Below are 18,881 nucleotides of genomic sequence, written 5' to 3' on the forward strand. Positions count from 1 at the left end.
TCAGAACCCCATTTGCAACAGCGCCAGCCCCACGACCCCGACCACGATCCGCCACCAGGCGAACACGCCGAAGCCGCGACGCGACACGAAGTCCAGCAGGAACCGCACCACCGCCAGGGCCGAAATGAAGGCCACCACGAAGCCCACGGCGATCAGGCCTACATCGCTGAAATCCAGCGTCTTGTGGTTCTTCAGCAGGTCGTAGGCGACCGCCGCGCCCATGGTCGGAAGCGCCAGAAAGAAGCTGAACTCGGCCGCAGAACGCTTGTCGGTCTTCAGCAGCAGGCCGCCGGCGATGGTGGCCCCCGATCGCGACACGCCGGGGATCATGGCCAGACACTGGAACAGGCCGATCAGGAAATAGATCCGCATCGGATAGGCCTCGGCGTCCAGCCATTTCGGCTTCTTGTCCATCCGGTCCAGCGCCAGCAGGATCAGCCCGCCCACGATCAGGGCGATGCAGATCACCTGAGGCGTTTCGAACAGCACCCCCTTGATGAAGTCATAGGCCAGGAAACCGATGACCACGGCCGGGGCGAAGGCGACGAGCAGGCCGATCAGGAACCGCCGCGCCTCGGGGTCGAACGGCCAGCGCGTCGCCAGTGTCCACAGCCGTTTGAAATAGACGCTGACGATGGCCAGCAGGGCGCCCAGCTGGATCACGATCTCGAACGTCTTGCCCGCGCTTTCGAACCCCATGAAATGGCCCAGCAGCAGCATATGGCCGGTGGAGGACACGGGAATGAACTCGGTCAGCCCCTCGACCAGACCCAGGATGATGGCCGCCAACCAGTCCGACATGGAAAACCCCGAAAACCAAAGCGCCGGGATCGCCGCGCGCCCGGATGTCTTCCCCTAGAGCATGATCGTTTCGGACGGAACGACCCCTTTGGGCCAGCGGTTGGCTTTCGGCCACGATTGCGCGAGAAGAAGCCGACAATGACGACGCCCGCACCCGCCCCCCTCGAAGACGCCCATCTCGCCACCCGGCGCATCACCCGGCTGTCGGTCGGGGTCGCGGTGGTGTTGATCGCGTTGAAGGCGTTCGCCCTGGGCGCCTCCGGCTCGGTCTCCATCCTGGCCAGCCTGGCGGATTCGGCGCTGGACCTCGCAGCGTCCCTGACCACCTTCTTCGCCGTGCGCTGGGCCGCCGCCCCGCCGGACGAGGATCACCGCTACGGCCATGGCAAGGGCGAGGCGCTGGCCGCCCTGGTCCAGGCCGGGCTGGTGTTCGCCTCGGCCGTCTTTATCGGGTGGGAGGGGCTGCAGCGCATCTTCGATCCCCGCCCGGTCACCGCCGGCGCCTGGGCCGTGGGGGTCATGGTCGCGGCCATGGCCATCACCGGCTGGCTGGTGTGGATGCAGACCCAGGCGCTGAAGAAGACCGGCTCCCTGGCCGTCGCCGGCGACCGCGCCCACTACGCCGCCGACCTGGCGGCCAACGCCGTCGTGCTGATCGGGGTGGCGTCCGGCGCCTTCCTGGGCGCGCCGGGGCTGGATGCGGCGGCCGGCGTGGTCGTCGCCGTCTGGCTGTTCTGGGGCGCGACCGGGATGTTGCGGGCCGCCGCCGACCATCTGCTGGACCGCGCCGCGCCCCAGGCCGACCGCGCCGCCGTCACCCAGGCCGTGCTGGCCGATCCGCGCGTCACGGGCGTGCATCAGTTGCGGACCCGCATGGTCGGGCCGGTCATGATGATCCAGATGCACGTCGATCTGGACGGCGCACTGACGCTGGACGCCGCCCACGCCATCGTGGTCGAGGCCGAACGCCGGGTGCTGGCGCGGTTTCCCGGCGCCGACATCCTGATCCACGCCGATCCGCGCGGACGGCCGCAGGCGACGCTCCCCGCGTCGCCCGATCCAGCTGCCGAGACGCCGGCGGATGCCCCGAATGCGGCCCCCGCCGCCCCGGTCGCCAAGGGCCCGTGGTCGTAAGGCGGTAAACGCCGATTTAACAGGTCGGGGCGCATCACCCCCTGATGGCCGACCCTTGCGTTCTCTTCCACTTCGCCTTCCAGCCCGCCTCTCGCGCCGCGCGTCTGGCGCTGGGCGAGGCGCGGATCGAATGGACGGATACGCCGGTCCGTCCGTGGGAGGAGGACTGCCCGGTCAACGACTTCAACCCGTCGGGTCTGCCGCCGGTGGTGCAGACGACCGACCGTGGGCGCCCGCTGACCCTGTGCGAACTGCCCGCCGTCCTGGGCTGGATCGAGGATCAGCAGAAGGGGCCGCTGCTGCTGCCCGCCGACGCCGGCGAACGGGCCGAGGCCCGCCGCCTGACCGGCTGGTTCGAGCGCCGCTTCATGGACGAGGTCGACGCCGTCCTGCTGCACGAGCGGATGGAGAAGCCCCTGCTCAAGCTGGGTCCGCCCGAGGCCCGCGCCCTGCGCGACGGCCGCGACGCCCTGAAATTCCACCTGGCCATGCTGGAGGACCTGATCGCCGCCCGCGACTGGCTGGCCGGCCGTCGCTTGTCCCAGGCCGACCTGATCGCCGCGGCCCACCTGTCGGTGCTGGACTATTTCGGCGAAATCCAGTGGAAGACCTGGCCCGGGCTGAAAACCTGGTACTCCAAGCTCAAATCCCGCCCCTGCTTCCGCCCCCTGCTGGTGGACCGCTTCGTCGGCGTCCCGCCGTCGGCGTGGTATGCGGATTTGGATTTCTAAAGCTGCAGTTGGCTACCGCATTGATTGAAAGAATAAAAAAGCGTTAACGCTTGGAAACTATACAAGCGACACTATATCGTGATTCAACCCTGGGGAGGACACGTTGGCTAGATGCACCGCACCAATAAGAGGGCATACTGGGGGTGGCGCAGCAAGCTGTCCCGCCTGTAGCAGCCGGTATGGTCGCGGCTCTAGCTGGGGGTATTCGCCGTCATATTCATCGCCGTCTTACTCGCCTCCAGCCACCTCGTCGTCAGGCGGAGGCAGCGGGCGAAGCACCGGCGGGGCTAGCAAGACCTCTAAACCCCGCTGGGCGCGAGCTGGCTCAGCCGTTTGGTACACACCTGCCGAGGTGCTTGAGCTCGAACCCGCACGAGCGCACGTCGAACAGCGAGCGACCGTTCCTGACCTTCGCGACGTATTCCTCTGCCACGCGTGGGACGACAGAAACGGAGCCGCTCAAGAGTTGCACGATCTGCTTGAGGCTCGCGGCGTGAGGGTCTGGTTTAGCCAGAAGGACATCCCGCTCGGAACGCCGTTCATGCGCGAGATCGACAGGGGACTAGCGAAGTCCCGCGTTGGCATCGTTTTGGTGACGCCAAGTTTTCTCAAACGCATCAAGAGTGAGGGAGTCGCTGACAAAGAGCTCTCCGTACTTCTCCATCGCGGCGCTATCGTACCCATCATCCACGGGGCCTCTTTCGACGAGTTGAACAACGAAAGTCCCATGCTGGCTTCTCGAGCCGGCCTCAACACCGAAGACGGATCGATGAGCGAAATCGCGACAAAGCTAGCTGATCTTGTCGCTGTATAATTGATGATACCATTGCCAAACTAAGAGGTGCTTCATGGCCAACATGTTCAAAAAGGGCGACATCGTCCAACTGAAGTCAGGCGGGCCAGCGATGACCGTCGATGCAGTTCCAGGCATAGATCCGAAGTTCAAGCACAAACCCGAGGGCGCCAAAAGGGACGACTATCACTGTGAATGGTTCAAGGGTGCTACAGCGGCCCGGGGCGATTACTCGGAGCATCTACTTCAGCCCTACGTCGCCCCTGTGAAGAAATGACGCTCGACGAGGCTGCGCAATGGATGCTGGAACGCTACGAGGCAGAGCGCTTCCTGTATCAGGAGGCAGCGGCTTCGCACTTGCTCCATCTCCACGATGAAGCCCTTGCCTATTACGACGCCAGCGGCAACGTCTGTGTCGGCAAGGGTGTGCTCGCCATCTTCAACAGGCTGATACCCGACGCGGTATATGAACGCGGGGAAAAATTCTGGCGCGACCGGCTCTCGACGGACCAGCCGGGAAGGCAGCAATAACAGCTGCTTTGCCGCGTCAAATCTCGACAATCAGCTCCCGGATCTGGACGCTGTTGATGGCCGCTACGATCGAATAAGGTTCTCGGCCTCTTCCACCAGCATTCGCGCCTTCAAGACGTCTCAGCGCACTCGTGCTATCCCCCGCCCCGTGTCCGACCGCCTGAAAACCTTCATCCGCCAGCGCGCGGCCGAGCTCGGCTTCGATGTCTGCCGGTTCGCCTCGGCCGCCGACGCCTGGCCGGCGGGCGAGCGGCTGCGGCGCTTCGTGGACGAGGGCCGGCACGGCGACATGGAATGGATGGAGACGACGCTGGATCGCCGCCAGCATCCCACCGCCATGTGGGACGAGGCGCGGACCGCCATCGTCCTGGGCATGAACTACGGCCCCGAGGAGAACCCGCTGGACCAGCTGGCCGACCGTTCGGCCGGATACATCTCGGTCTATGCGCGCGGCGACGACTATCACGAGGTCATCAAGGGCCGGCTGAAACAGCTGGCGGGTCAGATCGCGGCCCGCAACGGGGCCGACATCAAGGTCTTCGTCGACACCGCCCCCCTGATGGAAAAGCCGCTGGCCCAGCGCGCCGGCCTGGGCTGGCAGGGCAAACACACCAATCTGCTGAGCCGCACCCACGGCAACTGGCTGTTCCTGGGCACCATCCTGACCGCCGCCGAGATCGAGCCGGACGCCGCCGAGACCGAACACTGCGGCCGCTGCACCGCCTGTCTAGACGCCTGTCCGACCAAGGCCTTTCCCGCCCCGTTCCAGCTCGACGCCCGGCGCTGCCTGTCCTACCTGACCATCGAGTTCGCCGGGCCCTGGCCAGTCGAGTTCCGCACCCTGACCGGATCGCGCATCTATGGCTGCGACGACTGTCTGGCCGTCTGTCCTTGGAACAAGTTCGCGCAAGAAGCGCGCGAGATCCGGCTTTTGCCGCGCGAGGCCTTCGAGAGCCCGCGCCTGCATGACCTTCTGACGCTGAACGACGCCGCCTTCCGCGCCCTGTTCACCAAGAGTCCGGTCAAGCGGATCGGCCGCGACCGCTTCCTCAGGAACGTTCTCTACGCCGTCGGCAACTCAGGCGACCCGACCCTGATCGAACCGACCCAGGCCCTGCTGGCCGACCCCTCGCCCCTGGTGCGCGGCGCCGCGGTCTGGGCGCTGTGGCGGCTGATGCTACCCGCCCAGTTCGCGACCCTTGCCGAGACTACCACAGAGACCGACCCCCAGGTCTTGGCCGAATGGCGACAGGCGAAAACGCCTCAACCCGCATAATCGCCGCGACGAACCGCAGCGATTTCAACATCCTGAAGACGACCAGCGACCGCTACCCTATCGCCCTCGCACGCTGAGCTATACTGCCCGCCTGGTCTTTGACATTCGCCGCAGAACTGCAAACCACTCGCAAAAACCTGCAGAAAAGTGCACTCAAAAAAACTGCAATGCACTTTGCGTCTCCCCATGAAAGGGGGAGGGGGAGCGCGTAGCGGTGGAGGGGCTCTTGACGTCCCACAGGCGCCTGCGATGCGGCGCACAGCCCCTCCGTCACGGCGCCAAGCGGCGTCGCGCCACCTCCCCCGCTTCGCTGGGAGGAGCCAATCGGCCTCACCCCATCGCCGTGCCCGCGCCCGATCCGCCGCCCGGCACCTTGGCCACGTCCAGCAGCTTCAATCGGAAGATCAGCACGGAGTTGGCCGGAATCTTGGGATTGCCCTGCTCGCCATAGCCTAGCTCCGGCGGGACATAGAGCAGCCATTCGTCGCCCACGCGCATCTTCTGCAGCGCCTCGGTCCAGCCCTTGACCACCTCCTCGGGCGTGAACACCGCCGGAGCCCCACGCGCGAACGAACTGTCGAACACGGTGTTGTCGACCAGCTTGCCCTCGTAATCGACCTTGACCAGGTCGTTGCGGTCCGGGCTGGCGCCGCCCGCCGGGCCGGACTGGACCACCTTGTACTGCAGGCCGCTGGGCAGGGTCTGGACGCCTTCGGCCTTGGCGTTCTTCTCCATGAAGGCGGCCGCCTCGGCCTTGCCCGCATTGGGATCGACCGGCTCGGCCCGGCCGCAGCCCGCCAGCATCACCGCAGCAAGCAGCGCCGCCCTACCCCATCCGAAGTTCATAGCCGCGTTCCTTCAAGGCCTCGCCGATCTCGTCGGCGTGGGCGCTATCGCGCGTTTCGACCATGATGTCGAACTCGGCGCCCTTGGCCGGCACGTCCAGGGCCAGACGGTTATGGACCACGTCGATGATGTTGCCGCCCAGGCCCCCGATCACCGCCGCCATGGCCGACAACATCCCCGGACGGTCGTCGCCGAGAATGCGATAGACCAGCAATCTCCGCTCACGGACCATCTCGCGGTTCAGCACCACGGCCAGCATCCGCGCGTCGATGTTGCCGCCGGTCAGTTCGATGCCGATCTTCATGCCCTTGAAGGCCTCGGGGTTGGCCAGCATGGCGGCCAGACCGCCCGCGCCCGCGCCCTCGCAGACCGTCTTCTCCAGGGTCGCCATATAGGAGACGCCGCGTTCGAAATCGGCCTCCTCGCAGACATAGACCTGGTCGATCAGGTCATTGGCCAGGCCGAAGGGGATGTCTCCCACCGCCTTGATGGCGATGCCCTCGGCGATGGTCTGGCCGGTGCAGACCGGCGGCAGGCCCGCCCGTTTGGCGGTGAATGACGGATAGCGGGCCGCCTCGACCCCGAACACCTTGATCCCCGGCTTCATCGCCTTGGCCGCGATGGCCGTGCCCGCGATCAGGCCGCCGCCCCCGATCGGCACGATCAGGGCGTCGACCTCTGGCGCATCCTCCAGGAACTCGATGCCGCAGACGCCCTGGCCCGCCACAATCCCTTCGTCGTCGAAGGCCGAGACGAAGACATAGCCTTTCTCGGCCTCCAGCCGCTTGGCCTCTTCGGTCGAGCCGGTGAAGTCCAGCCCGTGGATCACCACAGTCGCCCCGTGCGAACGGGTGCCGTTGATCTTGGCGAAGGGAGTGCCCTCGGGCATGACGATGGTGACGGGCACGCCCAGCCGGCCGCCGTGATAGGCCAGGGCCTGGGCGTGGTTGCCGGCGCTGGCCGCCACCACCCCGCGCCTGCGCTCGTCGGCGTTCAGCAGCAGCAGGCGGTTCAGCGCCCCGCGCTCCTTGAAGCTGCCGGTGAAGTGCAGATTGTCGAACTTGACCCAGACCTCGGCCCCGGTCAGCTGCGACAGCCGGCGGGAATAGCGGGTCGGGGTGTGGTCGACCTGGCCCGCGATGCGGGCGCGGGCGGCTTGGATGTCGGCGAAGGTGACGGTCATGCGGCCTGTTTCGCGCGTTGTCGGGCCCCGGTCCAGAGCCGGGGCGTCTTGACCGTGGATGTCGCCCCTTGGGTCGTGCGATAGTGGCGCGGGTCGTTCCCCGCGACCCGTCGCTTTCGGAGGAAAAGCCCATGTCCCGCCGTCTCACCGTCGCCGCCACCGCCGTTGCGGGCCTGGCCCTGACCGCGCTCGCCGCCTGCGCCCCTACCGTTGGCGGCGGCTTGCCCGGCGTCGGCCCCGCCGCCTTCGCCGAATCGGACTTCGCCTGGTCCCAGACGCCCGGCCCCAACGCGATCCAGGGCCAGATCGCCTTCGCCCAGGACGGCAAGGCCTTCGCCTGCGTCGGCAATGTGGGCCTGACGCCCGACACTCCCTATACCCGCGCCCGCTTCCGCACCCTGTACGGCTCGACCGAGCGGGCCGCCGTGCCGGCCGCCGTGGTCCGCGCCCGCACCGTGGCCGACGCCAACGCCAACTACGTCACCTATGTCCGCGACACACAGTGCCGGGCCGGCCGGTTCCAGTTCGACGGCCTGCCGGACGGCGGCTGGTTCGTGATCGCGCCGGTCAAGGCCGATGGCGACCCCATCGTCCTGATGCGCCGTGTCCAGACGCGCGGCGGCCGAGTGGTGTCCCTCACCCTGTGATTCCATCGCCGCGTGTCACGAAGATGGCGACCCCGGTAACGCGGGTCGCCATCTTCTGGCCGCGAGCGACCCGGAGGGGTTAGGGCTTCTGTGTGCCAGTCGGGGGAGCGTCTTCTTTGTCCCAACACAACATCATCGGCTCCGAGGCCTTCACGCGCGGGCCGTCGGTCATCATCCGCAAGTACAAGTCTGGCGGCATGCGCCGCCGCCGCGCCAAGACAGTGGCCACCTTCATCGCCGGAGCTGCCGCCATGCTGACGGCCGGGCTGATCGCCGCGGCCGCCATCTACGGCCCCGCCCTGGCGAGCTGAGGCTAAAGGCCCGACCGAAGCGTCAGGCCAGCCAGACCATCATCCGCGTGTCCGCCTCGGCCGCCCGCGCGCGGCTCCAGGCGCGGCGCGTCTCGCCGGTGTAGAGGAAGCCGGCCTTTTCCAGCACCCGGCCCGAGGCGGGATTGTCGGCGAAATGGCCAGCGACCAACGCACGACGCTTCCACCTGCGGCTGGCCCAAAGCAGGGCGGCGTCCAGCGCCTCGGTGGCGAAGCCCCGACCCCAATACTCCCGCCCGATCCAATAGCCTGTCTCCGGCACGCGATCCTCGCCCTCGAACAGGCCGATCACGCCGATGGGACCGGCGTCCTCGTGATCGATGACGAAGGTGTTGGCCCGCGCCGGGTCTTGGGATGCGACCTGCAGCACGAAGTCGTCGGCGTCGCGAACCCGGAACGGGTGCGGCATCCGCTTGGTCATGCGCGCGATGTCCAGATCGTTGGCCAGGGCGGCGATGCGCGGCGCATCCTGGGGCGCGGGCGCACGCAGCACCAGGCGCCGCGTCTCGACGACGGGGGAGGTTTCAATGACGCACATGGCGATCGCCTCATTCTCTCGACCATCTCCTTGAAGGGCTCGGACGGTCTTCGAGGCGGGGAACGCAAACGGGGAGCCTGGTGATCCAGACTCCCCGCGGAATATTTCCCTGGTCCGGATCGGCTGCTGTCGTGAGCAACGCGATCCGGTGAAATCCCAGCTCGCGTTACTCGGCGGCCATCGCCACTTGGGCGTCGTCGTTCGCCGCGAGAATCGACACGTAACAACGGCCGCCACGTTTGGTCGTGAACTTCACCGCGCCCGGGGTCAGGGCGAACAGGGTGTGGTCGCGGCCCATGCCGATGTTCTCACCCGGGTGGAAGGTGGTGCCGCGCTGACGCACGATGATGTTGCCGGCCAGCACGCGCTCGCCGCCGAACTTCTTCACGCCGAGGCGCTTCGACTCGGAGTCGCGACCGTTGCGCGACGAACCACCGGATTTCTTGTGAGCCATCTTGCCGCTCCGTACTTTCTTGGTGCGCTACCGGCCGTTCGGCCTACTTGAGCGCGTCCGCAACTTAGGTCTGGCGCCGTGAAGCGCCGGTGAATGTCTTAGGCTTCGTCGCCGGCGGCTTCAGCCTTGGGCGCGGCCTTCTTCTTGGCCGGGGCCTTCTTGGCGGGAGCCGAGCTCTCGACCACGACGCCCTTGACCTCGGCGCCGTCCACGTCGGTCACGACCGTCTCGGTCGAACCCAGCGAAGAGGTCGCGCCGCGCGTGGCCAGGTTGCGGGCTCGCAGGTTGATCTCGGCCTTGGTGGTCAGATCGACCGTGCCGTCCCACTTGGCGGTCTCGCCGGCGCCTTCGATGCCGGTGATGCGCAGGACCGATTCCATCTGGCGATGGCCGTTGGTGCGGCGATAGCCCTGACGACGGGTCTTCTTGAAGATCTTGATCTTCTCGCCCTTGCGGGTCTCGACCAGGGTCGCGCCGACGAAGGCGCCGTCGATCAGCGGGGCGCCCAGGGTCACGCCCTTGTCGCCGCCCAGCATCAGGACGCTGTCGAACTTCAGCTCAGCGCCGGCGTCGCCGTCGAGCTTTTCGACGACGATGGTGTCGCCCGGTTGGACCCGGTACTGCTTGCCGCCGGTCTTGATCACCGCGTACATGTTGAAGCCTCAGCGCAAACGCAAAAAAAGATACGCCCCCCGGAGATACCCCCGGCGGCGAAGAGCGGCGACATATACGGAAGGGTGTTCGAGAGTCAACGCCGAACCCAGCGGAAATTCAGCCCCGCCCGGATTATACCTCGTCGTCGCGGCCCGATGACCTCAGTCCCGGCGCCCTCAGTCCAGAGCGCAAACGTCGGGCAGGCCGCGCAGCGCGCCGGCGTGGTCCAGGCCGTAGCCGACCAGGAAACGGTTGGGCGCCTCCCAGCCGACGAAGTCGGGTTCGGGCGCGCGCGGCTTTGGCCAGGGCTTGCGGGCGAAGACGCAGGTCAGGACCTCGGACGCCCCGCCCTCCCTGGCGATGCGGACCGCCTCGGCCAGGGACAGGCCGGTGTCGAACACGTCGTCCAATATAAGGACCCGCCGGCCCGCGATGGGGCGCTGGAACGGCGCGTAGACGTCGATCTTGCCCCGGCTGGACTGTTCGTCGCCATAGGAGGCCAGCCACAGGGCGTCGAAGCGGACGTTGCGGCCGACGCGGGCCAGGGCGCGGGTCAGATCGGCGGCGAACCACAGGCCGCCGGTCAGCAGGACGGCGGCCACCGTCTCGTCGTCGATCACGGGCGCGATTCGCTGGGCCAGTTCGGCGACGATGCGGGCGACATCGGCCTCGGGCAGGAGAACGGTCGGCGTCGGGGAGGGATCAGCCATGATGCGAGGCCGATACCGCCTGGCCATGGGACTTGTCCACCGCCGGCGTGTCGACGGCCGCGCCAGCCGGGCGCGCCTCGACCGGGGCGGCGTGCGACGTATCGGCGCCGGGCGCGGTCGCCGAGCGCAGACCATGCGAGGCGGCGCCCTGCCCCGTCGGGGCGGCGGAAGGCGACGCAGGGCTGGCGGCCGGCTGCGGCGCTGCAGACTGCGGATGATCGCCAGACGGCTTGGCGGGCGCGGGCGGCGGGGCGAAGTCCACGCCAATGCCTGCGCCGTGTCCGCCCGGATCAGGGATCAGGACGGCGAACCCCTGGACCTTGCCTGGCAGGACCGGCGGTCCCTCCATCTTGACGATCTTGGAGCCGACCTCGGCGCCTTGGGCGTCCAGCAGGGCGACGCGAATGGGGGGCGCCACGATCTCGGCGTCGCGCACGTTGCGCACCGCGCCGGACACCAGAACCATGCCCGGCCGGTTCGGCGCCGACTTCGCGGTCAGGGCCTCGAAGTCCAGGCCCACCACATTGACCGGGGCGCCGACCATCGCATAGGCCGAGGCGGCGCGGGGGAAGACCTGAACGATCTGGACCCGAAACACGAGGGCCGCCGCGATCAGGCCGATGAAGACCGCCGCGAGCCCGGCCCAGACCACCCCGTGGGCGGCCGCGCGCCGCAGCTTCTTCTGACGTTCGGCGCGGGCGCGAAAGGCGCGGGGTAACTCCGGCGCGGGCGTCTCGGCCAGACTGGGGGCCTCGGGCTCCGGCTCGGGCGCCGGCGTAGGGGCCAGGGGGGCGGAGACCTCGGGCGTCAGCGTCAGTTCCAGCGGTTCGTCAGGCGTCGCGCGCCACACCTCGCCGCACGACTGGCAGCGCACCTTGCGGCCTTCCGGCCCCACGGCGTCGTCCCTGATGAAATAGCTGGTGGCGCAGGCCGGGCAGGTCAGTATCATGTGGCTGACTGCGAGGCTGTCGCCCCCTCCCGTAAGGCGCGACGTCGCGCCCCTGTTCCTGAAACCCGTCATCCCATGCCGTCCGCCGAACCCGCCCTCATGACCGAGACCATGACCGAGACCGTGCGCCTGTCGGGCGTCGGCTTCGGCTATGCGGGCGCGCCCGACGTATTGCGGGACGTTAACCTCATTTTGCCGCGCGGCTCTTTCCACTTTCTTACCGGCCCGTCCGGGGCGGGCAAGTCCTCGCTGCTGCGCCTGCTGACCCTGGCGGACCGTCCGCTGCGAGGCGGTCTTCGCCTGTTCGGGGCCGATGTCACCCATATCGATCGGCGCGACATCCCCGCCTTTCGTCGCCGCATGGGGGTGGTGTTCCAGGATTTTCGCCTGCTGGACCATCTGTCGGCCTTCGACAACGCCGCCCTGCCCTTGCGGCTGGCGGGGGGCGCCGAAGCCGATTACGCCGCCGATGTGGAGGAGATGCTGAAATGGGTGGGCCTGGGCCGTCGCATGGACGCCCGCCCCCCGGCCCTGTCCGGCGGCGAGAAGCAGCGGCTGGCCATCGCGCGCGCGGTGATCGCCCGGCCCGGCCTGATCGTGGCTGACGAACCGACCGGCAGCGTCGATGCGGTGATGGCCGACAAGCTGCTGCGCCTGTTCCAGTCTCTGAACAAACTGGGCGCCACGGTGCTGATCGCCAGCCACGACCAGGGGCTGGCCGAACGCTCGGGCGCGCGCGTCCTGCGGCTGGAGGGCGGGCGGCTGCACGAGCCGGGGCGGGCCGCCGCATGATCCGCCTTTCGGATTTCAGCCTGACCAGCCGCCGGCCCGGTCTGTTGCCGCCCGCCGCCGCAGGCGAGCCGTGGCTGATGACGGTGATCGCCGTGCTATGTTTCCTGGCCTGTCTGGCCGCCGTGGCCGCCTCCGCCGCAGACCGCGCCGCCCACGGCTGGGCGCGCCAACTGGGCGCCGAGGCCACCGTCCAGGTGCGCCCCCGCGTCGGCGAGACCGGCGACACCGCCGCCGCCCGCGCGGCCGAGACCCTGTCGGGCGTCGCCGGGGTGGAGGAGGCCGCCGCCCTGGACCGCAAGGCGGCCGAGGATCTGCTGCGTCCCTGGCTGGGGGATGCGGTCCTGCCCGACCTGCCCCTGCCGCATCTGGTCACCGTGCGGCTGAACCCCCAGGCCCCCGCCAGCGCCGTCACCCTGAGCCGCGCCTTGGCCGAGGCGGGCCTGGACGCCACGGTCGACGACCACAGCCTGTGGCGCGGCGAGGTGGAGCGTTCGGCCAATCTGATCACCGTCCTGGCCGGGGCCGCCTTCCTGGCCACGGCCCTGGCTGCCGCCGCCGCCATCGCCTACGCCACCCGCGCAGGCCTGGCCGCCGGGCGGGACGTGATCCAGACCCTGAGCCTGAACGGGGCGACGGACGGACGGATCGCCAGCCTGTTCCAGCGCCGTTTCGGTCTGCTGGCCGCCGCCGCCGGCGCCATAGGGGCGGGCCTGGCCGCGATCTTGGTTGCTTTGCTGCGGCTGCTGGGCGGGTCGGGCGGCCTGACGGCGGCGCTGCCCGTGGCGTGGGGCGACCTGTTGCTGCTCTCGCCATGCCCGCTGCTGGCGGCTACGGTTGCGGTTCTGGCCGCGAGATTCGCCGCCATGCGGGTGTTGGCTTCGGGCGCGAGCGGGGGGGACGCATGAGACTGTTGAGCGTCGTCTTCATCGCCGGCCTGATCTGGCTGGTCGGACTGTTCGCCTTCGCCCACCGTGTGCGCGAACTGACGCCCGCCGAGGATCCCGCCCGCGCCGACGCCATCGTGGCGCTGACGGGCCCGTCGTCCGAGCGCGTCAACGCCGCCATCCGCCTGCTGGAACAGGGCAAGGGCGAGCGGGTGCTGATCTCGGGCGTCAACCGCGAGGTGCGCCGCCGCGAGCTGCGCGAACTGACGCCCGGCTCCAGCCGCCTGTTCAACTGCTGCGTCGATCTGGGCTTCGAGGCCGAGGATACGGTCGGCAACGCCCAGGAGATCGCCGCCTGGGCGCGGTCGAAGGGCTATCGCAGCCTGATCGTGGTGACGTCCGACTATCATATGCCGCGCTCGCTGGTGGAGATTCGGGGCCAGTTGCCGGGGGTCAAGCTGACGCCATACGCCGTCTCGACCCCATCGCTGGACAACGCGCGCTGGTGGCGGGCGGCGGTGACGGCGCGGCGCATGACGCTGGAATATATGAAATACCTGGCCGTCCTGGGGCGCGAAGGCCTGCGTCGCCTGACCCGCGAGCAGCCCGCCGCCGCCGCGACGCCCGTTTCCGCCGCCGAAGAAAAGGCCCCCGCTTAGGTGACTATGCTGCGCTCCCTCCTGTTCACCGTCTGGCTGTATCTGTCGATGCCGGTCTTCGCCGTCGGCCTGTCGCCGGCGCTTCTGATGCCGCATGGGTTCGCCATGGGCGTCATCCAGATGTGGGCCAAGTCGGTGCTGTTCGGCCTGCGCTGGATCGCCGGGGTTAGGGTGGAGTTCCGGGGGCTGGAGAACTGTCCGTCGGGCGCCGCACTGGTCGCCTCCAAGCACCAGGGGATGCTGGATATCGTCGCCCTGCTGGCGGTGCTGCCCGACGCCTGCTTCGTCATGAAGAAGGAGCTGATGCCCCTGCCCTTCTTCGGCTGGTTCGCCTGGAAGGCCAAGATGATCGCCGTGGACCGCGCTGGTCACGCCAAGGCGCTGAAGGACATGACCCGCCAGGCCAAGGACCGTCTGTCCGAAGGCCGCCAGATCGTCATCTTCCCCGAGGGCACGCGCAACGACCCCGGCGTGCCGGGCGACTACAAGCCCGGCGTCGCCGCCATCTATCGCGATCTGGAAGGCCCCTGCTGGCCCGTGGCCACCAACTCGGGCGTTCACTGGCCGGCCCACGGCTTTCGCCGCAATCCCGGGGTGGTGGTGTTCGAATTCCTGGACCCCATCCCCGCCGGCCTGAAGCGCGGCGCCATGATGGCGTTGCTGGAAAGTCGCATCGAAACGGCGTCGTTGGGGTTGTTGAAGCCAAACGGCCGGCCCGAGCGTATCGGGTGATCTGAACTACAATCGAGGAACTTCCATGTCCCTGCGCTTCCTGGCCATGACGGCCGCCATCGCCGCAACGGCCTTAGCCGGTTCCGCCTTCGCGCAGTCGCAGCCCTACGAACAGGTCCGGCCCGCCGCCGAAGGCTGGACCGTCGATCTGGGGGCGGGGGTGCTGTATCGTAACGACAGCAATGGCGACACCGGCTCCAAGACCACGGTCGCGCCCTGGATTTCGGCCAACTATCGCGACATCGTCTATCTGACGCCGATCGACGGTCTGGGCTGGAATGTGGTCAAGACCGACGATTTCCGCGCCGGGGTGCAGGTTCGCCCGCGCTTCTCGGCCGATGATATCGAGGGGCTGGCGCTGGACAGGCCTGGCTTCGGCGCCGATCTGGCCGCCTACGCCTTCAAACGCCTGCCAGGCAACGTCGTCGTCGGCGGCCGCATCAGCCGCGACATCAGCGACGTCAGCGAGGGCACCGAATACTACGCCTCCGTCGGCCATCAGCGGGTGACGCCGGTCGGGCTTCTGAACGCCTCGGTCTATGTGCGCGGCGGCGACGCCAAACTGGCCGACGCCTACTATGGCGTCAGCCCCTCGGAAGCGACGGCCAACGGCATCGCCGCCTATTCGCCGGGCGGCGGCCTGCAGGGCGCCGGCGCCAGTCTGATCCTGCTGGTTCCGATCGGCGACAAGTGGGGGGCTGGCGGCCTGCTCAACTATGAACGTCGGCTGGGCGACGTCGCCGACAGCCCCCTGTCCAGGAATGACGACGCCATCCGCACCGGCGTCTTCATCGCCCGTCGCTTCGGCGGCTGACGACGAAAAGGCGGCGACCGATCAGGTCGCCGCAAACTCGCTCATGGCGTCGATCACGGCGCGGTTCTGATCTTCCGTGCCGATCGTGATGCGCAGGCCCTGGGGCAGGCCATAGCCGCCGACCGGGCGGACGATGATGCCCTTTGTGTTCAGATAGTCGTTGGCGGCGGCGGCGCGGTCGGCGGCGTCGAACAGCACCAGGACGAAGTTGCCGGCGCTGGGCAGGACCTCGAAGCCGAAGCCGCGCAGGGCCTGGGTCAGGCGCGGCTTCCACGTCGTGATCAGCTCACGCGACGCCTCCTGGTGCGCCGTGTCGGACAGGGCGGCCGTCGCCGCCTCCAGCCCCGGAACCGAAACGTTGAATGGCAGGCGGATGCGGTCAATGGCCTCGGCCACCGCGACAGGCGCATAGCCGAAGCCGATGCGTAAGCCCCCCAGGCCGTGGATCTTGGAGAAGGTGCGGGTGACGACGATGTTCTCGGCGTCCCTGGCCAGCGGGAATGACGTCTCCCAGTCCGCCTCGGTCACATATTCCGCATAGGCCTCGTCCACGACCAGAATGACGTGCGACGGAAGGGCGGCGTGCAGGCGGCGAATTTCCTCGCCAGTGTTGTAGCTGCCGGTGGGGTTGGACGGGTTGGAGACATAGACGATCTTGGTGCGGTCATCGACTTGGGCCAAGAGGGCGTCGACCTCGGCCTTGAAGTTCGGCTCGGGCGCCAGCTTGACCTGGGCCTCGCAGCCCAGGGCGCTGATGCGGTAGGCCAAAAAGCCGTACTGGCCGCAGACGATGTTGTCGCCCGCCGTCAGATAGGTCTGGTTCAGCAGGGCGAAGACCTCGTCCGAGCCATTGCCGAAGATCAGCCGCTCTGGCTCCAGCCCGTGCAGATCGGACACGGCGGCCCGCAGTTTGCCGGCGCGGCCGTCGGGATAGATGTGGATGTTCCGGACGGCGGCTTCATAGGCGGCGCGCGCCTTTTCGCCTGCGCCCAGCATGTTCTCGTTCGACGACAGCTTCATCGGCTCGGCGACGCCCGCGATAGACGACTTGCCGCCCACATAGGGGGCGATGTCGAGGATGCCGGGCTTGGGCGTCGGGCCTTGGGGCGCAGGGCCTGGGGTCGCGGTCGCGGTCGCGTCGGTCATGAGAAGCCTTGAACTAATAGAGGGGGGCGGCGCCGATGACGCCGTTCAATCGGCCGGGCGCGGTCGTCAGCCGCCCGTCATCGGCCTGCACATAACCTGTCAGCACGAACAGCTTCAACCCGCCCGCCGCCGCCAGCGGGTCGGCGACCAGCCCAGCCTCGCCCAGGGCCTCCGCGATCTTGGTCTCGGACCAGCCGCTGTCGGTGACCCAGAAGCTGCGGTCGGCGCCGGTGGGCCCGGACGTCTCCCTGGCCACGACGAACGCCTGAGGCCGGCCGCGCCGGTCGTCCGGCAGGGCGGCGACGATCCGAAGGTCGGGCCGCGCCAGCAGCCGCCCCCACCACGGGCGGTCGGACGACAGGTCGATCACCGCGCGCGATCCCGAATCCGCCGCCTTCAGCGCGTCCTCTGCCGACAGGGGGCGGATGCCCAGGCCAAACCGATCCGTCGCCAGGGCCTGGGCCACGCCGCCGCTGGCGACCAGGGCCGGGCCGGTCGCCGCCTCCAGCCGACCCCAGACCGTCTTGACAACGGCGGCCTCGACCGGCGACAGGCCGTCCAGCAGCCCGCGCAGAGCGATGGCGGCGGCGTCAAGCCTGTCGCGTGGTCCCGCCGCGATGCGCGCGGCCACGGCGCGGACCACAGCCTGGTCCAGCGCCAGCAGGTCCGCGTCCATTTGCGGTTCGTCCAGCAGGCTCATCAGAACAACTTGGGCGCCGGGGCCAGGGGGAAGGGCCCCAGCCAGGTTCGTCCGTCGCGGAACACCAGCGTCAGCGGCAGTTGCTCCTGCCCCGTCGCCTGGGCCGCGCCCGCCGCTGCGGCCGCCCCCGCCGCGCCGATGCGATTGACCGCGCCCTGGCGCGTCGCCATCAGGCCGGACAGCGCCGGCAACGGCTTTTGCGCCTGCAGTTCCACCTGGCCCGTCAGTCGGCCGTTCGTGTCGGCCTTCAACAGGTCGCTGGTCAATGTGGCGCGGCTGTCGCCCGCCTGAAGATCGCCGCGCACGTCGCGGAAGGCGCCGCCCGCCCTGGTCCAGGCGGAAAAGACCCCGGCGGCGTCCCCGCCTGTCTTCAACAGGCTGGCCCGGCCGACCACGGCCTCCAGCTGGGTCGTCAGATAGCCGTCCTGGGCGAAACCCTCGACCGGACCGTCGGCGCGGCCCTGGCCGCCGACCAGACGGAACATTACGTCGACGTCGTCGGCCGGCGCGGTCGAGCCTTCCAGATGCGGGCGGGCGTAAAGCTCGATCCGTTCGGCGCGGGCGATGGGAAAGGGTTCGGCGCCGGTCTGGGTCGTGAAGATCGGATTGACCATCTCCAGCGCCAGATTGGGCCAGCGCTGGTCGATGCCGCTGGCGCTCATGCGGATGGCGTCGCCCTTGACCGCCACCTCGCCCTTGCCGGCGCGGGTCAGGACCAGCCCCTGCGGCGCCGCCACGACCCATTTGGTCGGCTGATAGGCGTTGGCTTCGGCCGTCAGCTCGGGCGCGGCCAGGGCGTGGCCCGACGGCATGCCGATCACCAGGCGATCCAGCACGACATGGGTGCGGAACGGCCAGCCCGTGATGGTCTTGTCATCGTAGCGCACAGTCCAGCCGCCCTGGCGCAGGGTTTGGACCTGGGCCTCCAGCCGCGTGTCGATCTGGCGCGTCAGATAGAACCACCAGCCGGTCCACCCCGCGAGGACGATCAGCACCAGGATGAAGGGCGCATACAGGCCCTTACGGCTGTGTCTCGCGGGCGGGGTTTCGGTCATGCAGGCTCCGGCGTTCGTCGTCCTATACCGCAGTCGGGCGACGGGTTTCTAGGCGGTCAGATCGGCCATTACGGCGTCGGCGGCGCGCCGGGCGTCCTCGGGCGCGATCTCCAGCAGCAGGCCGCGTTGTCCGGCGTTGATCAGGATGCGGTCGAACAGGATCGCGGTCTCGTCCAGGGCGGTCCTGACGACCTTTCGCTGACCGAACGGGCTGACCCCGCCGACCTTGAAGCCGGTCAGCCGCTCGGCGTCGGCGGGCTTCATCATATGGGCCGACTTGGCTGCGAAGACAGCCGCCAGCTTCTTCATGCTGACCTCGCAGTCGGAGGGCACGACGACGCAGGCGGGCGCGCCGTCGACCAGCGTCATCAGGGTCTTGAACACCTGTTCCGGCGCCCAGCCCAGGGCTTCCGCCGCCTGCAATCCCGTGCGCGGCGCGTCGGGATCGTAGTCGTAGGGGTGCAGGAGGAAGGCGACGCCGGCCTTGGTCAGGGCGACGGTCGCGGGAGTGGTCTTGGACATG

25 protein-coding genes are annotated in these 18,881 nt (G+C 68.6%); 13 read left to right on the forward strand and 12 right to left on the reverse strand.

The genetic code is table 11. From position 1 onward, the window contains the following. Positions 1–801 carry an undecaprenyl-diphosphate phosphatase gene (locus KZX42_RS10250; RefSeq protein ID WP_248119218.1) on the reverse strand — a complete coding sequence of 267 codons (801 nt, stop codon included), beginning with the start codon at positions 799–801 and terminating at the stop codon, positions 1–3. A 138-nt stretch (positions 802–939) separates the two neighbouring features. Here KZX42_RS10250 and KZX42_RS10255 point away from each other — a divergent pair, with 138 nt between their 5' ends. The 6 genes from KZX42_RS10255 (at position 940) to queG (ending at position 5,266) form a co-directional block, all read left to right on the forward strand. Beyond that, positions 940–1,935: a cation diffusion facilitator family transporter gene (locus KZX42_RS10255; RefSeq protein ID WP_248119219.1), complete on the forward strand. Its 996-nt coding sequence runs from the start codon at positions 940–942 to the stop codon at positions 1,933–1,935. Positions 1,936–1,979: 44 nt separating this feature from the next. After that, a complete protein-coding gene (locus KZX42_RS10260; RefSeq protein ID WP_248119221.1) occupies positions 1,980–2,666 on the forward strand; it encodes a glutathione S-transferase family protein in 687 nt (228 codons plus the stop codon). A gap of 352 nt (positions 2,667–3,018) precedes the next feature. Beyond that, positions 3,019–3,480 (forward strand): toll/interleukin-1 receptor domain-containing protein, encoded by a 462-nt coding sequence (locus tag KZX42_RS17335; RefSeq protein ID WP_292047890.1) that lies wholly within the window; start codon positions 3,019–3,021, stop codon positions 3,478–3,480. Between the two features lie 34 nt (positions 3,481–3,514). Continuing rightward, positions 3,515–3,736, forward strand: coding sequence for a DUF2158 domain-containing protein (locus KZX42_RS10270; protein WP_248119225.1), 222 nt, complete (start codon positions 3,515–3,517; stop codon positions 3,734–3,736). Further along, positions 3,733–3,990: a hypothetical protein gene (locus KZX42_RS10275; protein ID WP_248119227.1), complete on the forward strand. Its 258-nt coding sequence runs from the start codon at positions 3,733–3,735 to the stop codon at positions 3,988–3,990. The genes KZX42_RS10270 and KZX42_RS10275 overlap by 4 nt, the downstream gene beginning before the upstream one ends. A gap of 148 nt (positions 3,991–4,138) precedes the next feature. Then, positions 4,139–5,266: a tRNA epoxyqueuosine(34) reductase QueG gene (queG, locus tag KZX42_RS10280; RefSeq protein ID WP_248119228.1), complete on the forward strand. Its 1,128-nt coding sequence runs from the start codon at positions 4,139–4,141 to the stop codon at positions 5,264–5,266. Between the two features lie 330 nt (positions 5,267–5,596). On the opposite strand, the gene KZX42_RS10285 is transcribed toward queG, so the two are convergent. Both KZX42_RS10285 and KZX42_RS10290 read right to left on the reverse strand, forming a co-directional pair. Next, a complete protein-coding gene (locus tag KZX42_RS10285; RefSeq protein ID WP_248119230.1) occupies positions 5,597–6,112 on the reverse strand; it encodes an FKBP-type peptidyl-prolyl cis-trans isomerase in 516 nt (171 codons plus the stop codon). Next, positions 6,093–7,295 carry a threonine ammonia-lyase gene (locus KZX42_RS10290; RefSeq protein ID WP_248119231.1) on the reverse strand — a complete coding sequence of 401 codons (1,203 nt, stop codon included), beginning with the start codon at positions 7,293–7,295 and terminating at the stop codon, positions 6,093–6,095. Before KZX42_RS10290 ends, KZX42_RS10285 begins: the two co-directional genes overlap by 20 nt. Positions 7,296–7,426: 131 nt before the next feature. Between KZX42_RS10290 and KZX42_RS10295 the strand changes: the two genes are divergently transcribed. Both KZX42_RS10295 and KZX42_RS10300 read left to right on the forward strand, forming a co-directional pair. Then, the gene (locus KZX42_RS10295) at positions 7,427–7,942 is read left to right on the forward strand and encodes a hypothetical protein (protein WP_248119232.1); all 516 of its coding nucleotides are present in this window, start codon (positions 7,427–7,429) and stop codon (positions 7,940–7,942) included. Positions 7,943–8,058: 116 nt separating this feature from the next. Beyond that, the gene (locus KZX42_RS10300) at positions 8,059–8,253 is read left to right on the forward strand and encodes a hypothetical protein (protein WP_248119233.1); all 195 of its coding nucleotides are present in this window, start codon (positions 8,059–8,061) and stop codon (positions 8,251–8,253) included. Positions 8,254–8,275: 22 nt separating this feature from the next. On the opposite strand, the gene KZX42_RS10305 is transcribed toward KZX42_RS10300, so the two are convergent. The 5 genes from KZX42_RS10305 to KZX42_RS10325 all read right to left on the reverse strand — a co-directional run bounded on the left by KZX42_RS10305 (position 8,276) and on the right by KZX42_RS10325 (position 11,576). Next, the gene (locus KZX42_RS10305; protein ID WP_248119234.1) at positions 8,276–8,809 is read right to left on the reverse strand and encodes a GNAT family N-acetyltransferase; all 534 of its coding nucleotides are present in this window, start codon (positions 8,807–8,809) and stop codon (positions 8,276–8,278) included. Between the two features lie 166 nt (positions 8,810–8,975). After that, entirely contained in the window at positions 8,976–9,263 is a 288-nt protein-coding gene (gene rpmA, locus KZX42_RS10310) for a 50S ribosomal protein L27 (protein WP_248119235.1), read from the reverse strand. A 98-nt stretch (positions 9,264–9,361) separates the two neighbouring features. Next, a complete protein-coding gene (gene rplU, locus KZX42_RS10315) occupies positions 9,362–9,916 on the reverse strand; it encodes a 50S ribosomal protein L21 (RefSeq protein ID WP_248119236.1) in 555 nt (184 codons plus the stop codon). Positions 9,917–10,093: 177 nt separating this feature from the next. Further along, the gene (locus KZX42_RS10320; RefSeq protein WP_248119237.1) at positions 10,094–10,627 is read right to left on the reverse strand and encodes a phosphoribosyltransferase family protein; all 534 of its coding nucleotides are present in this window, start codon (positions 10,625–10,627) and stop codon (positions 10,094–10,096) included. After that, complete coding sequence (locus KZX42_RS10325) at positions 10,620–11,576, reverse strand: MJ0042-type zinc finger domain-containing protein (protein ID WP_248119238.1); 957 nt, start codon at positions 11,574–11,576, stop codon at positions 10,620–10,622. Before KZX42_RS10325 ends, KZX42_RS10320 begins: the two co-directional genes overlap by 8 nt. Positions 11,577–11,687: 111 nt before the next feature. On the opposite strand from KZX42_RS10325, the gene KZX42_RS10330 reads away from it, so the two are divergent. The 5 genes from KZX42_RS10330 to KZX42_RS10350 are packed head-to-tail and all read left to right on the forward strand — an operon-like array spanning position 11,688 to position 15,457. After that, a complete protein-coding gene (locus KZX42_RS10330) occupies positions 11,688–12,368 on the forward strand; it encodes an ATP-binding cassette domain-containing protein (RefSeq protein WP_248119240.1) in 681 nt (226 codons plus the stop codon). Further along, positions 12,365–13,273, forward strand: a complete 909-nt coding sequence (locus KZX42_RS10335) for an ABC transporter permease (protein ID WP_248119242.1) — start codon at positions 12,365–12,367, stop codon at positions 13,271–13,273. Before KZX42_RS10330 ends, KZX42_RS10335 begins: the two co-directional genes overlap by 4 nt. After that, entirely contained in the window at positions 13,270–13,911 is a 642-nt protein-coding gene (locus KZX42_RS10340) for a YdcF family protein (RefSeq protein WP_248119244.1), read from the forward strand. Before KZX42_RS10335 ends, KZX42_RS10340 begins: the two co-directional genes overlap by 4 nt. Then, complete coding sequence (locus KZX42_RS10345; protein WP_248119245.1) at positions 13,912–14,643, forward strand: lysophospholipid acyltransferase family protein; 732 nt, start codon at positions 13,912–13,914, stop codon at positions 14,641–14,643. Positions 14,644–14,668: 25 nt separating this feature from the next. Then, positions 14,669–15,457, forward strand: coding sequence for a MipA/OmpV family protein (locus KZX42_RS10350; protein ID WP_248119247.1), 789 nt, complete (start codon positions 14,669–14,671; stop codon positions 15,455–15,457). A gap of 21 nt (positions 15,458–15,478) precedes the next feature. Here the strand turns inward: KZX42_RS10350 and hisC are convergent, their stop codons facing one another. The 4 genes from hisC to ybaK are packed head-to-tail and all read right to left on the reverse strand — an operon-like array spanning position 15,479 to position 18,880. Further along, the gene (gene hisC, locus KZX42_RS10355; RefSeq protein WP_248119249.1) at positions 15,479–16,603 is read right to left on the reverse strand and encodes a histidinol-phosphate transaminase; all 1,125 of its coding nucleotides are present in this window, start codon (positions 16,601–16,603) and stop codon (positions 15,479–15,481) included. Positions 16,604–16,616: 13 nt separating this feature from the next. Further along, positions 16,617–17,303 carry a hypothetical protein gene (locus tag KZX42_RS10360; protein ID WP_248119250.1) on the reverse strand — a complete coding sequence of 229 codons (687 nt, stop codon included), beginning with the start codon at positions 17,301–17,303 and terminating at the stop codon, positions 16,617–16,619. Next, positions 17,303–18,358 carry a DUF2125 domain-containing protein gene (locus KZX42_RS10365; RefSeq protein ID WP_248119252.1) on the reverse strand — a complete coding sequence of 352 codons (1,056 nt, stop codon included), beginning with the start codon at positions 18,356–18,358 and terminating at the stop codon, positions 17,303–17,305. Before KZX42_RS10365 ends, KZX42_RS10360 begins: the two co-directional genes overlap by 1 nt. A gap of 48 nt (positions 18,359–18,406) precedes the next feature. After that, the gene (gene ybaK / locus KZX42_RS10370; RefSeq protein WP_248119254.1) at positions 18,407–18,880 is read right to left on the reverse strand and encodes a Cys-tRNA(Pro) deacylase; all 474 of its coding nucleotides are present in this window, start codon (positions 18,878–18,880) and stop codon (positions 18,407–18,409) included. Between the last annotated feature and the right edge of the window lies 1 nt (position 18,881).

Source organism: Brevundimonas sp. EYE_349 (assembly GCF_023147505.1).
Classification (GTDB): Bacteria; Pseudomonadota; Alphaproteobacteria; order Caulobacterales; family Caulobacteraceae; genus Brevundimonas.

What these genes read in the sequence shown, in the direction of transcription:
- KZX42_RS10250 (WP_248119218.1), bottom strand. Translation starts at nt 801, where the DNA reads ATGTCGGACTGGTTGGCGGCCATCATCCTGGGTCTGGTCGAGGGGCTG.
- KZX42_RS10255 (WP_248119219.1), top strand. Translation starts at nt 940, where the DNA reads ATGACGACGCCCGCACCCGCCCCCCTCGAAGACGCCCATCTCGCCACC.
- KZX42_RS10260 (WP_248119221.1), top strand. Translation starts at nt 1,980, where the DNA reads ATGGCCGACCCTTGCGTTCTCTTCCACTTCGCCTTCCAGCCCGCCTCT.
- KZX42_RS10270 (WP_248119225.1), top strand. Translation starts at nt 3,515, where the DNA reads ATGGCCAACATGTTCAAAAAGGGCGACATCGTCCAACTGAAGTCAGGC.
- KZX42_RS10275 (WP_248119227.1), top strand. Translation starts at nt 3,733, where the DNA reads ATGACGCTCGACGAGGCTGCGCAATGGATGCTGGAACGCTACGAGGCA.
- KZX42_RS10285 (WP_248119230.1), bottom strand. Translation starts at nt 6,112, where the DNA reads ATGAACTTCGGATGGGGTAGGGCGGCGCTGCTTGCTGCGGTGATGCTG.
- KZX42_RS10290 (WP_248119231.1), bottom strand. Translation starts at nt 7,295, where the DNA reads ATGACCGTCACCTTCGCCGACATCCAAGCCGCCCGCGCCCGCATCGCG.
- KZX42_RS10295 (WP_248119232.1), top strand. Translation starts at nt 7,427, where the DNA reads ATGTCCCGCCGTCTCACCGTCGCCGCCACCGCCGTTGCGGGCCTGGCC.
- KZX42_RS10305 (WP_248119234.1), bottom strand. Translation starts at nt 8,809, where the DNA reads ATGTGCGTCATTGAAACCTCCCCCGTCGTCGAGACGCGGCGCCTGGTG.
- rpmA (WP_248119235.1), bottom strand. Translation starts at nt 9,263, where the DNA reads ATGGCTCACAAGAAATCCGGTGGTTCGTCGCGCAACGGTCGCGACTCC.
- rplU (WP_248119236.1), bottom strand. Translation starts at nt 9,916, where the DNA reads ATGTACGCGGTGATCAAGACCGGCGGCAAGCAGTACCGGGTCCAACCG.
- KZX42_RS10320 (WP_248119237.1), bottom strand. Translation starts at nt 10,627, where the DNA reads ATGGCTGATCCCTCCCCGACGCCGACCGTTCTCCTGCCCGAGGCCGAT.
- KZX42_RS10325 (WP_248119238.1), bottom strand. Translation starts at nt 11,576, where the DNA reads ATGATACTGACCTGCCCGGCCTGCGCCACCAGCTATTTCATCAGGGAC.
- KZX42_RS10330 (WP_248119240.1), top strand. Translation starts at nt 11,688, where the DNA reads ATGACCGAGACCGTGCGCCTGTCGGGCGTCGGCTTCGGCTATGCGGGC.
- KZX42_RS10335 (WP_248119242.1), top strand. Translation starts at nt 12,365, where the DNA reads ATGATCCGCCTTTCGGATTTCAGCCTGACCAGCCGCCGGCCCGGTCTG.
- KZX42_RS10340 (WP_248119244.1), top strand. Translation starts at nt 13,270, where the DNA reads ATGAGACTGTTGAGCGTCGTCTTCATCGCCGGCCTGATCTGGCTGGTC.
- KZX42_RS10350 (WP_248119247.1), top strand. Translation starts at nt 14,669, where the DNA reads ATGTCCCTGCGCTTCCTGGCCATGACGGCCGCCATCGCCGCAACGGCC.
- hisC (WP_248119249.1), bottom strand. Translation starts at nt 16,603, where the DNA reads ATGACCGACGCGACCGCGACCGCGACCCCAGGCCCTGCGCCCCAAGGC.
- KZX42_RS10360 (WP_248119250.1), bottom strand. Translation starts at nt 17,303, where the DNA reads ATGAGCCTGCTGGACGAACCGCAAATGGACGCGGACCTGCTGGCGCTG.
- KZX42_RS10365 (WP_248119252.1), bottom strand. Translation starts at nt 18,358, where the DNA reads ATGACCGAAACCCCGCCCGCGAGACACAGCCGTAAGGGCCTGTATGCG.
- ybaK (WP_248119254.1), bottom strand. Translation starts at nt 18,880, where the DNA reads ATGTCCAAGACCACTCCCGCGACCGTCGCCCTGACCAAGGCCGGCGTC.